The 14,588-nt window shown below is 66.3% G+C and carries 15 protein-coding genes; 3 read left to right on the top strand and 12 right to left on the bottom strand.

Annotation, left to right across the window (positions count from 1 at the left end):
* Positions 1-185: 185 nt before the first annotated feature.
* The 9 genes from rplL to SPHN_RS17280 form a co-directional block, all read right to left on the bottom strand.
* Positions 186-560 carry a 50S ribosomal protein L7/L12 gene (rplL, locus tag SPHN_RS17320; RefSeq protein WP_056047577.1) on the bottom strand — a complete coding sequence of 125 codons (375 nt, stop codon included), beginning with the start codon at positions 558-560 and terminating at the stop codon, positions 186-188.
* A 64-nt stretch (positions 561-624) separates the two neighbouring features.
* Positions 625-1,140 (bottom strand): 50S ribosomal protein L10, encoded by a 516-nt coding sequence (rplJ, locus tag SPHN_RS17315; RefSeq protein ID WP_055879768.1) that lies wholly within the window; start codon positions 1,138-1,140, stop codon positions 625-627.
* A 288-nt stretch (positions 1,141-1,428) separates the two neighbouring features.
* Positions 1,429-2,238, bottom strand: coding sequence for a HesA/MoeB/ThiF family protein (locus tag SPHN_RS17310; RefSeq protein ID WP_248525093.1), 810 nt, complete (start codon positions 2,236-2,238; stop codon positions 1,429-1,431).
* 5 nt (positions 2,239-2,243) lie between these two features.
* Positions 2,244-2,696: a hypothetical protein gene (locus tag SPHN_RS17305; RefSeq protein ID WP_248525057.1), complete on the bottom strand. Its 453-nt coding sequence runs from the start codon at positions 2,694-2,696 to the stop codon at positions 2,244-2,246.
* On the bottom strand, positions 2,693-3,130 hold the full coding sequence (gene dut / locus SPHN_RS17300; RefSeq protein WP_248525056.1) for a dUTP diphosphatase: 438 nt from the start codon (positions 3,128-3,130) through the stop codon (positions 2,693-2,695). The genes SPHN_RS17305 and dut overlap by 4 nt, the downstream gene beginning before the upstream one ends.
* Entirely contained in the window at positions 3,127-4,314 is a 1,188-nt protein-coding gene (gene coaBC, locus SPHN_RS17295) for a bifunctional phosphopantothenoylcysteine decarboxylase/phosphopantothenate--cysteine ligase CoaBC (protein ID WP_248525054.1), read from the bottom strand. The genes dut and coaBC overlap by 4 nt, the downstream gene beginning before the upstream one ends.
* A gap of 10 nt (positions 4,315-4,324) precedes the next feature.
* On the bottom strand, positions 4,325-5,425 hold the full coding sequence (locus SPHN_RS17290; protein WP_248525052.1) for a hypothetical protein: 1,101 nt from the start codon (positions 5,423-5,425) through the stop codon (positions 4,325-4,327).
* Between the two features lie 22 nt (positions 5,426-5,447).
* Entirely contained in the window at positions 5,448-6,983 is a 1,536-nt protein-coding gene (ubiB, locus tag SPHN_RS17285; protein WP_248525050.1) for a 2-polyprenylphenol 6-hydroxylase, read from the bottom strand.
* Positions 6,984-7,218: 235 nt separating this feature from the next.
* Positions 7,219-7,983, bottom strand: a complete 765-nt coding sequence (locus SPHN_RS17280) for a class I SAM-dependent methyltransferase (protein ID WP_187503372.1) — start codon at positions 7,981-7,983, stop codon at positions 7,219-7,221.
* 56 nt (positions 7,984-8,039) lie between these two features.
* On the opposite strand from SPHN_RS17280, the gene mutM reads away from it, so the two are divergent.
* The 3 genes from mutM (at position 8,040) to dnaA (ending at position 11,171) form a co-directional block, all read left to right on the top strand.
* Complete coding sequence (gene mutM, locus SPHN_RS17275) at positions 8,040-8,855, top strand: bifunctional DNA-formamidopyrimidine glycosylase/DNA-(apurinic or apyrimidinic site) lyase (protein WP_248525048.1); 816 nt, start codon at positions 8,040-8,042, stop codon at positions 8,853-8,855.
* A gap of 107 nt (positions 8,856-8,962) precedes the next feature.
* On the top strand, positions 8,963-9,226 hold the full coding sequence (gene rpsT, locus SPHN_RS17270; RefSeq protein WP_031394736.1) for a 30S ribosomal protein S20: 264 nt from the start codon (positions 8,963-8,965) through the stop codon (positions 9,224-9,226).
* A 445-nt stretch (positions 9,227-9,671) separates the two neighbouring features.
* Complete coding sequence (gene dnaA, locus SPHN_RS17265) at positions 9,672-11,171, top strand: chromosomal replication initiator protein DnaA (protein ID WP_248525046.1); 1,500 nt, start codon at positions 9,672-9,674, stop codon at positions 11,169-11,171.
* A gap of 276 nt (positions 11,172-11,447) precedes the next feature.
* On the opposite strand, the gene trpS is transcribed toward dnaA, so the two are convergent.
* The 3 genes from trpS to secB are packed head-to-tail and all read right to left on the bottom strand — an operon-like array spanning position 11,448 to position 14,576.
* On the bottom strand, positions 11,448-12,455 hold the full coding sequence (trpS, locus tag SPHN_RS17260; RefSeq protein WP_248525043.1) for a tryptophan--tRNA ligase: 1,008 nt from the start codon (positions 12,453-12,455) through the stop codon (positions 11,448-11,450).
* A gap of 8 nt (positions 12,456-12,463) precedes the next feature.
* Positions 12,464-14,029 carry a murein biosynthesis integral membrane protein MurJ gene (gene murJ / locus SPHN_RS17255; RefSeq protein WP_248525041.1) on the bottom strand — a complete coding sequence of 522 codons (1,566 nt, stop codon included), beginning with the start codon at positions 14,027-14,029 and terminating at the stop codon, positions 12,464-12,466.
* A gap of 25 nt (positions 14,030-14,054) precedes the next feature.
* Positions 14,055-14,576: a protein-export chaperone SecB gene (gene secB / locus SPHN_RS17250; protein WP_248525039.1), complete on the bottom strand. Its 522-nt coding sequence runs from the start codon at positions 14,574-14,576 to the stop codon at positions 14,055-14,057.
* Positions 14,577-14,588: the final 12 nt, after the last annotated feature.

Genomic DNA, 14,588 nt, shown 5'->3' with positions numbered 1-14,588 from the left:
CCTCAGCGCGTGAAAGGCTACCCACCATCACCCCGCACGAAAAAGGGCGACCCCATCGCTGGGGCCGCCCTTTTTCTTAGCTGCGGCCAGCAGGGGCAAAGCCCCTGCTTCGTCGGTCGGCATGAATGCCGCCGGCCGGCCTTGCGGGAGTGCGGGCCAGTATGACCCGTCTCTCCCGCTGCGGCTTACTTGACCTCGACGGTCGCGCCGGCTGCTTCGAGCTGCGCCTTGATCTTGGCGGCCTCGTCCTTCGACACGCCTTCCTTGACGGCCTTGGGAGCCGACTCGACCAGCGTCTTGGCTTCGGTCAGGCCGAGCGCGGTGATCGCACGGACTTCCTTGATGACGTTGATCTTCTTGCCACCGTCGCCGGTCAGGATGACGTCGAATTCGGTCTGCTCTTCTGCTGCAGGAGCAGCGGCGCCGCCGCCTGCTGCCGGTGCTGCGACCGCTGCTGCGGCCGAAACGCCCCACTTCTCTTCGAGCAGCTTCGAAAGCTCAGCTGCTTCGAGAACGGTCAGTTCGCTCAGGCTCTCAACGAGCGCGTTCAGGTCTGCCATGATAAATCTCCATCTCGGGGCTCATGCCCCATCAGTTCAAAAAGGTAACGAAAGGCCTGCAAGATCAGGCGGCTTCCTTCTCCGCGTAGGCGGAAAGCACGCGCGCGAGCTGCGCTGCCGGAGCCTGCGTGATCGTTGCCAGCTTCGTGGCAGGTGCCACGATGAGGCCAACGATCTTGGCACGCAGTTCGTCCAGCGAGGGCAGCGTTGCGAGCGCCTTCACACCGTCGACGTCGAGGGTCGTCGCGCCCATCGCCCCACCCACGATTTCGAACTTGTCGTTCGTCTTCGCGAATTCCACGACCACCTTGGCGGCCGCGACGGGATCAATGGAGCTGGCCAGACCGACCGGACCCGTGAGCATGTCGCCCAGCGAGCTGTAGTCGGTGCCGTCCATTGCGATCTTGGCAAGCTTGTTCTTCGAGACCTTGTAGGTCGCGCCGGCGTCGCGCATCTTGTTCCGCAGCACAGTGGACTGTGCGACGGTCAGGCCGAGGTTGCGCGTGACAACGACGACGCCGACCTCGGAAAAGGTGCGGTTCAGCTCGGCTACGGCCGCGGTCTTTTGATCACGATCCATGCCATTCTCCACGTTTTACGAGTTCACCGCTTGCGCAGTGGACCCGGTTACTAACCGGAGGCGCAGACAAACCCGCGCTTCCGGGGTGTCTCGTCGATGGGGCATGGGAGAGGGGCGGCACGCAGATGGGCCGACAAAATCTCATTCCCCGTCTAGGTGGGAGATTAAGCACCGGCAAACCCGCTGCACCCACTGTCTCGGACGGAGTTCGACGAGCAAGCCCGCCGAACGAAGCCGCGCCTTAGCGGAATTGGCGGCGGAGTCAATCGCCGAAGGGGCGTCCGCCGCTTATCCGTTCGTGTCGTTGCGTCCCGCCATGCTCTCCAGCTGGACTGTGCGTGTCGATGTTTCGGAGCACGCCTTGCATCCAGGGTCTTTCGGCAACCTGATCGTACGGAACCGCAGCGCCAGCAGGTCGACCAGCAGCAGCTTGCCCGCCTGGTCGTCGCCGAAGGGCGCGATGGTGCGGAGCACTTCGAGCGCGGCGAGGCTGCCGAGGACGCCGGTGACGGGGCCCAGCACGCCGTCCTCCGCGCAGCTCGTTTCCGCCCGCTCGGGATCTTCGCCGACGAAACAGCGATAGCACGGTTTGTCAGGCTCCCAGCCGCGATAGGTGGCGAGCTGGCCTTCGAACTGGCCGATTGCCGCAGACACCAGCGGGATGCGCAGCGTGTGCGCGGCATCGGCGACGCAGAACCGGGTGGCGAAATTGTCGCAGCCGTCGAGCACGACGTCCGCGCCGGCGAGCAGGTCCGCGACGTTGGTCGGGTCGATCCGGACGCAATGCGCGGCGATATCGACATAGGGGTTGATCCGACGCGCGGCGGCGGCGGCGGCGTCGACCTTGGCGATGCCGGTGTCGGCGGTCGTGAAGATCGTCTGGCGCTGGAGGTTGGAGGGCTCGACGCTGTCGTCGTCGATCAGGATCAGCCGGCCTACGCCTGCCGCGGCGAGATACTGGATCGCTGGCGAGCCGATCCCGCCCGCGCCGACGACGGCGACGGTAGCCGCCTTCAGTCTCGCCTGGCCGGTGCCGCCAAATTCCTTCAGGACGATATGACGGGCGTACCGGACGAGTTCGTCGTCGGACAGCGTCACGCCGGTCAATTGCCTGCCCAGGTGAAGGTCATGCTCGTGCGATACCAGGTGTCGACCTGCGTATCGTCGAGATCGATCGCGTCGCGCGCTGTGCCGACCAGCACGCCGGCGGCATATTGCTCGACCGTGGGGCAGTCGATCGCGCGCGGCGTCACGCGGCGCAACCGGCCCTGCGGCGTCGCCAGGACCGCGAGGTCGAGGGTGAGCGCCCAACCCTGTGCGGTCCGCACCGCCTTCGCACAGCGTCCCGCCATCACTTCGCCGTGGACGTACATCGAGGTGTTGGCCTGGATCGTCGCGGACCGGCGGATCGGAAGAAGGGGCAGCCCGCTCCAGTCCTGCGGCGGCAGGGGGACGCTGGCGGTTGGCGTGGCGGCAGGTGGTGCGGCCGGCGCGACCTGTGTCGCGACGCCCGGCGGGGCGACGGCCTGGAACAGGATGAGCAGCGCAGCGATCATCGGCCGGTCGATCCGAAGCCGCCTGCACCGCGGGTGGTGTCGTCGAGCGTCGCGACCTCGTCGAGCGTGGCGCGGAGCACGACCGCGGGGACCAATTGCGCGATCCGGTCACCGCGCGCGATCGCGAACGGGTCCTTCCCGAGATTGGCGAGGATCACCTTCACTTCGCCGCGATAGTCGCTGTCGATCGTGCCGGGGGTGTTGAGGCAGGTGACGCCGTGCTTGAGAGCGAGGCCGGAGCGCGGGCGGACCTGGACCTCGTGGCCGGCGGGAATGGCGATCGCGAAGCCGGTCGCGACGGCGGCGCGGTCGCCGGGGGCGAGCGTGAGCGCTTCGGCGGCGACGACATCCATCCCGGCGGCTCCTTCGGTCGCATAGGCGGGCAGCGGCAGGCCCTCGCCATGCGGCAGGCGCTTCAATTCGATACGGATCATGACGCCACTTCTAGCGCATCGGCGATGCGGTCCGCCAGTCGTGCGGCAACGGCGTCCTTGGGAAGCCGCTCCCAGCTCTCGACGCCCGCGGCGGTGACGAGGTGCACGCTGTTGTCCGCGCCGCCCATCACGTCGCCCGAGACGTCGTTGGCGACGATCCAGTCGGCGGTCTTGCGGATACGCTTGGCGACGGCGTGTTCGAGCACGCGTTCGGTTTCGGCGGCGAACCCGACCAACAGGCGGGGACGGTGCGGGCTGCGCGCCAAAGTTGCGAGAATATCGGGATTTTCCGCGAGCGTCAGCGTGGGCGTGGCGTCGCCCTTCTTGATCTTCTGTGGGACGGACTCGACGTGCCAGTCCGCGACGGCAGCCACCATGACTGCGGCGTCGGCAGGCAGCGCGTGGTCGACCGCATCGGCCATCTCGCGCGCGGTCTCGACGTCGATCCGGTCGACGCCGTGTGGAGTCGGCAGCGTCACCGGGCCCGCGACCAGCGTCACGCGTGCGCCGAGCCGTGCCAGCGCTGCGGCGATCGCAAAGCCCTGTTTGCCCGACGAACGGTTGGCGATGTAGCGGACCGGATCGATCGGCTCGTGGGTCGGTCCGGCGGTCACGAGCACGTGGCGTCCCGCGAGCCGCTTGCACGGGGCGGGAGCGAGCATGTCTTCGATCGCGGCGAGGATCGCGGGGGGCTCGGGAAGGCGGCCGGGGCCGTATTCGCCGCACGCCATCGCGCCTTCGTCGGGTTGCATCACCGTCACGCCGTCGGCGCGGAGTTGCGCGACGTTGCGGACGGTCGCGGCGTGGCCCCACATGCGGACGTTCATCGCCGGCGCGACGAGGACCGGCTTGTCGGTCGCGAGCAGCAGCGTCGTCGCGAGGTCGTTGGCGAACCCGCCTGCCATGCGCGCCATCAGGTCGGCGGTGGCGGGGGCGACGACGATCAGGTCGGCCTGCCGGCTGAGTTGGATATGGCCCATCTCGGCCTCGTCCTTGAGGTCCCAGAGCGTCGTGTAGACCTTGTCCTCGCTGAGCGCGGCGAGCGTCATCGGCGTGACGAAATGATGCGCCGCCTCGGTCATCACGCAGCGCACCGCGTGACCCCGCGACTTGAGCAGGCGGATGAGTTCGGCGGCCTTGTAGGCGGCGATGCCGCCGCCGACGATCAGGAGGATGCGCGTCATGGGAGCGTCTTTAGCGGATAACGCGCGTCACGGTAATGCGTCGGCTGTCACTTGCCGCACGCACCAGATCGCGGACGCCATCTACCGCGAACACCATGCCGACGAGCGAGACCGGTGCGATCAGCAACGCCCAGTAGAAGGTGTCGAGGCGTCCGAACAGGCCGAGCATCAGGCCATAGCCTGCGAGCAGGGCGGTCATCCTGGTGGCGATCGGATCGTGCCATGCCGTCCAGCCCAGCAGCGCGATTCCGACCAGGGGCGCGGCGATCGCCAGCGGGAACAGGCTGAGCGCGGTAGCGTCGACGATCGCGCGTACGACGAACCCGAACCCCAGCATGCCGTCCCATCCCTGCGACGCTGGGTCGAGCGGACGAACGACGAGCGACACGGCCTGCGCGTGAAGCACCAGCACGACCACGACGACGACGAGTGACAGGATCCAGCCTGCGGCCTCGCGGCGGCGGCCTTCGAAAAACGCGAAGACCGCCATCAGCGCCAGATACGGCGCAGCGGTCTCGCGGATGAGCACGGCGGCAAGGCCCAGCGCGACCGCGTCGATCCAACGCCCCGGGCGACGCAGTGCCAGCGACAGCGCGATCAGCAGTCCGGCCCATATCTCGTGAAACAGGATCAGGCCCGACTGGAAGAACGCCAGCATCCCGCCGAGCAGCAAGATCATCGCGGTCGCCAGCGCCGGTCGGCTGAGCGCGGGCAGCAAGCGTCGATACCAGGCGATCATCGTCGCCATCGCCAGCGCGTACAGCAGGCCCACGACCGCAAATGGCGGCATCGCCGCGGCGCTGACCGCGAGGGTCGGCAGGCGCATAGTGACGAACGGCTTCATCGGGTAGTTGCCGGAACGCATCGCCTCGGCGGCAACCGTGTAATAGGGGCCGCCATGGCGAACGCCGTCGACGATCGCGGCGTAGAGCGCCATGTCGGTGCCGTGGTCCGCGCCGGTTTCGGGGGGCGCGGCCGGCACCGCGAGCGCTAGCCACGTCGCGGCGACCAGAGCGAGGACCAGCGCCAACATCGCGCGCGCGCCGGACTGCGACATCACCGCGAATCGCGACGGCGTCTTCATCCACACAGGCGCTACTGGACGGCGCATCGTCCGGTCCGGCGGGCGAACGTCACCGCAACAAGAGCCAGGTCGCACCCACGCTGGTCAGCGCGGTTGCGAGCGCCACCGCCATATAGCGCCAGCCGCCGCCGATCCGGATCACTTCGATCTCGCGCAACGGCATCGTCGGGGGGGCGCCACCGGGGGCGGGGTAATGCGCTTCGATACGGCGGACCAGCTCGGGCAGCCGGGTGAGCGTCTGGAAGTCGGCGATCAGCCGGTCGGCGATCATCGCCTCGGGGCCGAGTTCGCCGCGGATCCAGTCGCGGACGAACGGCTCGGCGGCTTCCCAGAGGTTGATGTCGGGGTTGAGGCTGGTCGCGACGCCCTCGACCATCACCATCGTCTTCTGGAGCAGCAGCAGGTGCGGCTGCGTCACCATGTCGAAATCGCGCGTGATCGAGAACAGGCTGTCGAGCATCATGCCGATCGACATGTCCTTGACCGGCAGCCCGCGCATCGGCTCGCCGACCGCGCGAAGCGCCGTCGCGAACTCGCCGACGTCGTGATAGGCGGGAACATAGCCCGCCTCGAAATGGATCTCGGCGACGCGCTTATAGTTGCCGGTGATCAGGCCGTAGAGGATCTCGGCGAGCCAGACGCGGGCGCGGCGATCGATCCGGCCCATGATGCCGAAATCGATCGCGGCAATGCGGTTGCCGGGTAGTGCGAACAGGTTTCCCTGGTGCATGTCGGCATGGAAGAAACCGTCGGCGATCGCCTGGCGCAGGAACGCGCGAACCAATGTCTGGGCGAGGGCGGGGAGGTCGTAGCCGGCAGCGACGAGCGCCGGCCGGTCGGACAGTTTGATGCCGTCGATCCACTCGATCGTCATAACCTTGTTGGTCGAGCGCGCCCAGTCGATCGCGGGGATGACGAAATCGGGCTCGGCGGTCATGCCCTCGGCGAGTTCGGACGCGGAGGCGGCTTCGCGACGGAAGTTCAGTTCGCGCAGCGTCCAGCGCTTGAACGTCTCGATCGTGAGGCGCGGGCGCAGGCGCATCGCTTCGGGGCTGAGAGCCTCGAGTTGGGCCGCGGCCCAGCTATAGGTGTCGATCGCGCGGGCGAAATCGTCCTCGACGCCGGGGCGGAGAACTTTCACCGCGACCTGGCGGCCATCCGTCGTAACGGCGCGGTGGACCTGCGCGATCGACGCGGCGCCGACCGGGATCGGTTCGATGCGCGAGAACAACGTCTCCAGCGGCTTGCCGAAGCTCGCCAGCATCGCCGCCTCGATCGTCTCGTAGGGGACGGGGGAGAGCTGGTCCTGGAGCCTTAGCAGATCCTGCGCGGCATCCTCGCCGACGAGATCGGGGCGGGTGGCGAGCGTCTGCCCGAGCTTGATCGCCGCAGGACCGATCGCCTGGAACGCGTCGGCATAGCGCGGCACTGCCGGCACGCGCGCGCCGAACCGGGCGATCCGGGCGAGGCGGCGGACGGGGGCTGGCGTGTTCGGGTCACGCTCGATCCCGCGCAGCGCGCCGTGGCGAGCGAGGATGCGGCCCCATTTGAGGAGTCGCCAGATGTGGGTGGTGGAGGCGGTCACTGGGTGTTTGCGCCGTAAGAAGGGGTTTGTTCACGCGAAGGCGCGAAGGCGCGAAGAGAAGTTAGAAGTGGTTCGCGCAGAGGCGCGGAGACGCGAAGGTGTTGCGTTTCGCCGCGGCTGCGGCTTTTCATCACTGGTGGTCGATGAAGTGAAAGCTGCCGCGCGCGCGACATCTCTGCGTCCTCTGCGCCTCTGCGCGAAAACCCCTTCGCGCCTTGGCGCCTTCGCGTGATCACTAGATCTTCCACCCACTGTGGATCGCGACGAGTCCGCCCAGCAAAGGCTCGACCTTCGTCTGCACGAAGCCCGCATCCGCGATCATGCCCTTGAACTTGGGCATGTCCGGGAAACGGCGGATCGATTCGATCAGGTAGCGGTAGCTGTCAGCGTCCTGCGCGAGAAGCTGGCCGAGCTTCGGGACCATCTTGTGCGAATAGGCGTCGTACACTTCGGCGAAGCCTGGCCAGACGGTGGTCGAGAATTCGAGGCAGTAGAATCGCCCGCCGCGGCGCAGCACGCGGTGGGCTTCGCGCAACGCCTTGGGGATGTCGGTCACGTTGCGGATGCCGAACGCGATCGTGTACGCGTCGAAGAACTTGTCGGGGAAGGTCAGCGTCTCCGCATTGGCTTCGGTCCAGACAAGGCCGTCGATCCCGCGCTTCTGGGCGCGCTGCATGCCGACTTCGAGCATCTGCGGGTTGATGTCGGCGACCGTGATCGACGCGCCCGACGGCTCCATGCGGAAGGCGATGTCGCCGGTACCGCCGGCCATGTCGAGGATCTGCTCGCCCTCGCGCGGCTTCACGCGGCGGACGAAGCGGTCCTTCCACAGCCGGTGCATGCCGCCCGACATCGCATCGTTCATCAGGTCGTATTTGCCCGCGACGTTCGAGAACACGCCGCCGACGCGGGCGGTCTTCTCGGTGGCGGGGATGTCTTCGTAGCCGAAGGAGACGGTATCGGGCGTCGAAGCGGGCGCGGGCGCGATCAAGTCGTTCATATCCTGCGCTCTAGCCGCGCCTTGTGGCGCGAGCAAACGCAACCTAGCTGCAAAGCGTGCCAGAATTACCAGAAGTCGAAACCACCGTGCGCGGGCTGGAGCCCGTGCTCAAGGGCCAGCGCCTGACCTCGGTCGAGCCGCGCCGCGCCGACCTGCGCAAAGCGATCCCGGTCGACCTGCGGCAGCGGATGACGGGCGCGACGGTCACGACGCTCGGGAGGCGTGCCAAATACGGGCTGATCGATACCGATCGCGGCGATACTTTGGTATTTCATCTCGGCATGTCGGGACGCTGGCGAGTCGATCCGAGCGAACTCCTGCCGCACGATCACCTGCTGATCGGGACAGGGGCGGGCCGGACGGTTGCGCTCAACGACCCCCGGCGATTCGGCTTTCTCGATCTGTGGGCGACAGACGATATTGCCAATTACCCCCCGTTCCTCAGCATGGGGCCCGAGCCGCTCGGGCCCGACCTGACGGCCGCGTATCTGCTGGAGGCGCTCGAAGGGCGGGGGGCGTCGATCAAGGCGATGCTGCTCGACCAGCGGATCGTCGCGGGACTCGGCAACATCTATGTGTGCGAGGCGCTGCACATGGCGAAGATCGCGCCGAGCCGGGCGGCGGGGCGGATCTCGCTGTTCCGACTCGAACGGCTGATCGAGGCGATTCGGACGGTGCTGACGGCGGCGATCCTCGCAGGAGGCTCTTCCCTGCGCGACTATGTGCGGCCGGATGGCGAACTCGGCTATTTCTCCAAGCAATGGCGTGTCTATGGGTGCGAGGGCGAGGCGTGCGAATGCGGGACGACCGTCAGGCGGCGTACCGAGGGCGGGCGCTCGACCTTCTGGTGTCCGAAGTGCCAGCGCGGCTGAGCGTTTCGGTTGACGCGCAGGAGCAAAGTGAGTAGGGCCGCGGCTTCGAGAGGGCGTAGGAGCAATCCGGCGCCCCTTTTTATTCATTCGAACATCCAGAGGGCTTCATGGCGAACACGCCGCAGGCGAAAAAGCGTATCCGTCGCAACGACCGTCGCGCGGAAGTGAACGGCAACCGAGTCGGCCGTATCCGTACCTTCATCAAGAAGGTCGAGGCCGCGCTGGCATCGGGCGACAAGGGCGCAGCGACCACCGCACTCGCGGCCGCACAGCCTGAGCTGCAGCGTGGCGTCGCCAAGGGCGTGCTGCACAAGAACACCGCGAGCCGCAAGTTCGCGCGTCTCACCAAGGCCGTGACCGGACTCGCATAAGCGTTCCGTCATTGTTGAGTAGATCACCCGCCGGGGTTTCTCCGGCGGGTTTTTTGCGCCTGCGAAGGGAACCTCCGGAGAGTCCCCATAACCCTAGGATTCGCCACGATTCGTGTGCGAGAGAATCACGTAATGCAATCGCCGAAATTGCAAAAAATGCGTAAACACAGCGACTTATAAAAATATCGACGCATTTCCGCGGCTTGATCAAGTCAACCCGCTTTATTTCGAAAATGTGACGCGTCGGGGCCTTGCTCGGATCGCTGATCGCTTCATAACGGGGCTCACAGCGACGGTGGTTTCCACCGCTGCATCAACAAACAGGGCGAAGATGCCGGATGACTCTTGGGGTCGTCTGGGGGCCATTTTCTGTCGGGACTATGTCACCTGCACGCGTGTCGTGCGGGGTCGGAGAAGTGTGCGCGTGACGAAGTGGCAAGGACCGATGACCCACGCGACCGAGGCCGAGAAGGCCTGGGCCCGCGTGCGTGCGTCCTTGCGCGAGTCGGCAGGCGCGCGGCTGTTCGAGCAGTGGCTGAAACCGATCGAGCTGATCCCGGGCGAGGATCGCGACACGATCCGCCTCGCGCTGCCATCGGCGTTCATGACGAACTGGGTCCGCAATCATTACGCCGACCGACTCGTGCTTGAGTTCAAGCAGATCCTGCCCAACGTCCGCACCGTCCAGATCGAGACCCGGGCGCCGGGTCGCGCACCCGTCGTGCTGGCGATCGAGCCGATGGCGGATCCGGCCGTCGCCGAGCCTGCCGCGCCGAAGCCGGTCACCGAAGCGAAGCCGGTTGCGGAGCCCAAGCCGGCTGCACAGCCTGCACAGGTTTCGATGAAGTTCGGAGTCGATCCGTCGCTGAAGCCTGCACCAGCGGTCGTCGTGGCAGCGGCCCCGGTCGGCGTGCCGGCCGAACGCCCGCCGCTCGATCCGCGCTATACCTTCGAGCGATTCGTCGTCGATCCGTCGAACAAGGTGGCGTTCAACGCGGCCAAGGTGCTCGCCGAGCCGGGGCCCGTGCGGTTCAGCCCATTGTTCCTCCACAGCGGCACGGGGCAAGGCAAGACCCACCTCATGCACGCGATCGGCCACGCGTTCCTAGAACATAATCCGCACGCGATCGTGCTGTGCATGTCGGCCGAGCGCTTCATGTACGATTTCGTCGCGGCGATGCGCGCGCGCGATACGCATGCCTTCAAGCAGCGGCTGCGCGGTGCCGACCTGCTGCTGATCGACGATCTCCAGTTTATCGCCGGCAAGGACGCGACGCAGGAGGAATTCTTCCACACGGTCAACGAGATCATGGCGGCGGGCAAGCGGCTGGTGATCTCCGCCGATCGCTGCCCGCAGGCGCTGGAAGGCGTCGAGGCGCGGATCATCAGCCGAATGGCGGTCGGGCTGGTTGCGGACATCAAGGCGCCCGACCTGACGCTGCGCCGGACGATTCTCGATCGGAAGCTGGTCGACCTGCCCGACATGCGCGTGCCGACCGACGTGCTCGACCTGCTCGCCGCCCGCATCCATGCGAACATCCGCGAGCTGGAGGGCGCACTGAACCGCGTCGTGGCGTATGCACAGCTCACAGGGGACACGATCGACCTCGACTTTGCTGTGGCGACGCTCGGAGAGGTGCTCCGCGGGGCGCAAAAGCGCGTGACGATCGATGAAATCCAGAAGCTCGTGTCCGCGCATTTCGAACTGAAGCCGCTCGACCTGATTTCGGCGCGACGCGCGCGGGCTGTCGCACGGCCGCGGCAGATCGCGATGTATCTGGCGAAGCGGCTGACGACCCGCTCGTTGCCGGAGATCGGCCGAAAATTCGGCGGGCGCGATCACTCGACGGTGATCCATGCTGTGCGGAAGATTGAGGAACTGCGCGATTCGGATCGCGATATCGATGCGGCGGTGCGCGTGCTGATGCGCGAGCTGGAAGGCTAGGTCACAACGTCTGTCATCCTGACGAAAGTCAGGATCCAGAGTTACGGATGCTACCCTGCATGGCTCTGGATCCTGACTTTCGTCAGGATGACAGGACGGCTCAACCGTCATGCCAGTACCACCGTCATCCCAGCGAAAGCTGGGATCTTTCAGTTTGGCGGATGTCGCGTGCAACGGGGGAGACCCCAGCTTTCGCTGGAGTGACGGTTATAGTGCAGGGGTGACGGTCGGGTACTCAGGCGCCAAGTGAACCGTCACGATAACGGATAAGCGGTCTCAGACCTGCAACCCCATCGCGTGCTGCGTCGCCTTCAACACCGGTGCCGCCAGCGCACGTGCCTTCTCCGCCCCCGCCTGCAACACCGCGGTCACCGCACTGCGATCATCGAGCAACCGCACCATCTCGTCACGGATCGGGCCGAGCTTCGCCACCGCCAGGTCCGCCAGCGCAGGCTTGAACGCGCCGAAGCCCTTGCCGCCGAACTCGCCGAGCACGGTCGCAACATCGCTATCCGCCAACGCCGCGTAGATCGTCAGCAGGTTGCGCGCCTCCGCTCGATCGCCCAGCTCCTCGACCGTCGCTGGCAGCACGTCGGGGTCGGTCTTCGCCTTGCGAAACTTGTCGGCGATGGTGTCGTCGCTATCGATCAGCTTGACCACCGACTGCTCGGACGGGTTCGACTTCGACATCTTCGCCGACGCATCGCGCAAAGACATGATCCGGGGCGCTGCCTTGCTGATCAAGGGTGCGGGGAGCGTGAACAGGTCGACGCCGTAGTCGCCGTTGAACTTGGTCGCGATATCGCGCGCGAGTTCGAGATGCTGCTTCTGGTCCTCGCCGACCGGCACGTGCGTCGCGTTGTAGAGCAGCACGTCGGCGGCCATCAGCACCGGATAGTCGTACAGGCCGACGCTCGCGCCTTCGCGGTTCTTGCCCGCCTTGTCCTTGAACTGCGTCATCCGGTTTAGCCAGCCGACGCGAGCCACTGTATTCAGCAGCCACGCCATCTCGCTGTGCGCGGGGACGCGGGCCTGGTTGAACAGGATCGATTTTGTCGGATCGATCCCTGCGGCGATCATCGTCGCGGCGACCTCGATCGTGTGGGCCGACAGTTCCGCCGGCGCGATCCATTCGGTCGGGGCATGGAGATCGGCGATGAAGAATAGCGATTCACCGCCCTGCGTCACGACGTCGTCCTGTCCCTTCACCCACTGCTTCACTGCCCCCAGATAATTGCCGAGATGGAGATTACCGGTGGGCTTGATGCCGGAAACAACGCGCATGAAGAAACCTATCTGGAACGACGCAGAAGCGTGGAGATGTCGCCCAACCGAAACGCGCCGGTGAGCAATGTCGCGATCGCATAGACCACGCCGCCGGTGGTAACCAGCACCAGCATGGCGCCCCAGCGCTGGATGCTGGTGCCGGTCACGAACGGCTGGAACAGGTCGTTGAGGAAAAACATCACGACCCCCATGATCAGCGCGGCGACGAGCAACCGCCACGTCCGCCGGCGCAACCGCGCGTCCGGGGTGAAATGCCCGCGACGGACGAGCGTGCGGTAGAGCATCGCGACGTTGACCGTGCTCGCGATCGCGGTGGCGAGCGGTGGACCCATGTGACCGAGCGGCTTGATGAAGGCGAGGTTGAGGACGAGGTTCACGACCATCGACATCGTTGCATAGCGCACCGGCGTCTTCGTGTCGGAGCGCGCGTAATAGCCGGGCGTGAGGACCTTCACGAGGATGTACGATGGCAGTCCGATCGAGAACGCGGCAAGCGCCTGCGCGGTCAGAACGCTGTCCTCGAGCGCGAACTTGCCGTGCTGGAACAGCGCGCCGACGATCGGTACGCCGCAGACGATCAGCGCGACCGTGGCGGGCAGGGTGAGGAACAGCGCGAGTTCCATGCCGCGGTTCTGCGTCGTCATCGCCTCCGCATCCTCGCCGCGGCCGAGCTGGCGCGAGATGGTGGGAAGCAGGACGGTGCCGAGACCGATGCCGATCAGCCCAAGCGGGAGCTGGTTCAACCGGTCGGCGAAATAGATGTACGAGACCGAGCCCGCGGGCAGCAGAGCGGCGGCGAGTGCGGTCGAGACGACGAGGTTGATCTGCACCGCGCCGGCCCCGGCGGCGGCGGGCCAGATCAGCGACATCAGCTTCTTCACGTCGGGATTGAGCTGCGGGCGCTTCAGCCGCAGCTTCACGCCGGACGCGCGACAGGCCCAGATCAGCCACAGAAGCTGCAACGCTCCCGACACCGTCACCGCGATCGCCTGGTTGCGGGCGGTCAGCAGCGGCTGGCGCTCATGGAACAGCAACAGCGCGGCGATCAGCGTCGCGTTGAGCAGGATCGGCGCGGCGGCATTGATCCAGAATTTATGCAGCGAATTGAGGATGCCACCGAGCAGCGACACGAGGCTGATCAGCAGCAGATAAGGCAGGGTGATCCGCGACAGATGGACGACATAGTCGAACCGTTCCGCGCTGGCGCCGTTGAACCCGAAGGTCAGCAGCCACGTCATCGGCCATGCGGCAAGCTCGAACAGCACCGTCATAGCGATCAAGGTCGGCAGCAAGACCGACAGCGCGTCCTCGGCGAACGTAATACCGTCCGGCAGCCCGCGCCCGTCCTTCGCGCCGACCTTCCGATTGAACATCGGGATGAACGCGGCGGAGAACGCGCCCTCCGCGAAGAGGGCGCGGAACATGTTGGGGAGGCGGAACGCGATCAGGAACGCGTCCGATGCGAACCCCGCGCCGACGAACCGCGCGAACAGCGAGTCGCGCACCAGCCCCAGGATACGGCTGGCGAGCGTCAGCCCGCCGACCGATCCCAGTGCCTTGGTCAGGTTCATCTACGCGCGCCCCGCCTCCGGTCGATCAGGCCTGGCCGAAATCGCCGACGTTCGGCTGGATGCCCTGCTGCTCCGACTGGGTCAGGTACAGCTGGCCGAAATCGATCGGCTCAAGCAGCAGCGGCGGGAAGCCACCGTCACGCACCGCATCCGACAGCACGCGGCGCGCGAACGGGAACAGCAGGCGCGGTGCTTCACCCAGCAGGAACGGCTGGACATGCTCGGCCGGGATGTTGCGCAGCCCGAAGAGCCCTGCGTACGAGAGGTCGACGATGAACGCGACCTGCCCATCGGTCTCGGCACGGACGTCGATCTTCAGCACGACTTCGTGCACTTCGTCGCCGACCTGCGCCGCGCCGATGTTGAACTGCACGTCGATGGCCGGCGGGGTCTGGTTCTGGTAGACGGCGGGCGCGTTCGGGTTCTCGAACGACAGATCCTTGACGTATTGCGAGATCAGGCCGGCGGCGGGAATCGTGTCCTCGCCGTTCACGAGCTGGTCGCCAATCTGGTCGGGCGTGGTCACGCCATTGTCCTGATCATCCATTCGTCGTGTCCT

The sequence above is a fragment of the Sphingomonas faeni genome (genome assembly GCF_023195535.1).
Classification (GTDB): Bacteria; Pseudomonadota; Alphaproteobacteria; order Sphingomonadales; family Sphingomonadaceae; genus Sphingomonas; species Sphingomonas faeni_B.
The sequence above is the reverse complement of the archived record's forward strand: the minus strand, read 5'-3'. Positions and strand labels throughout refer to the sequence as shown.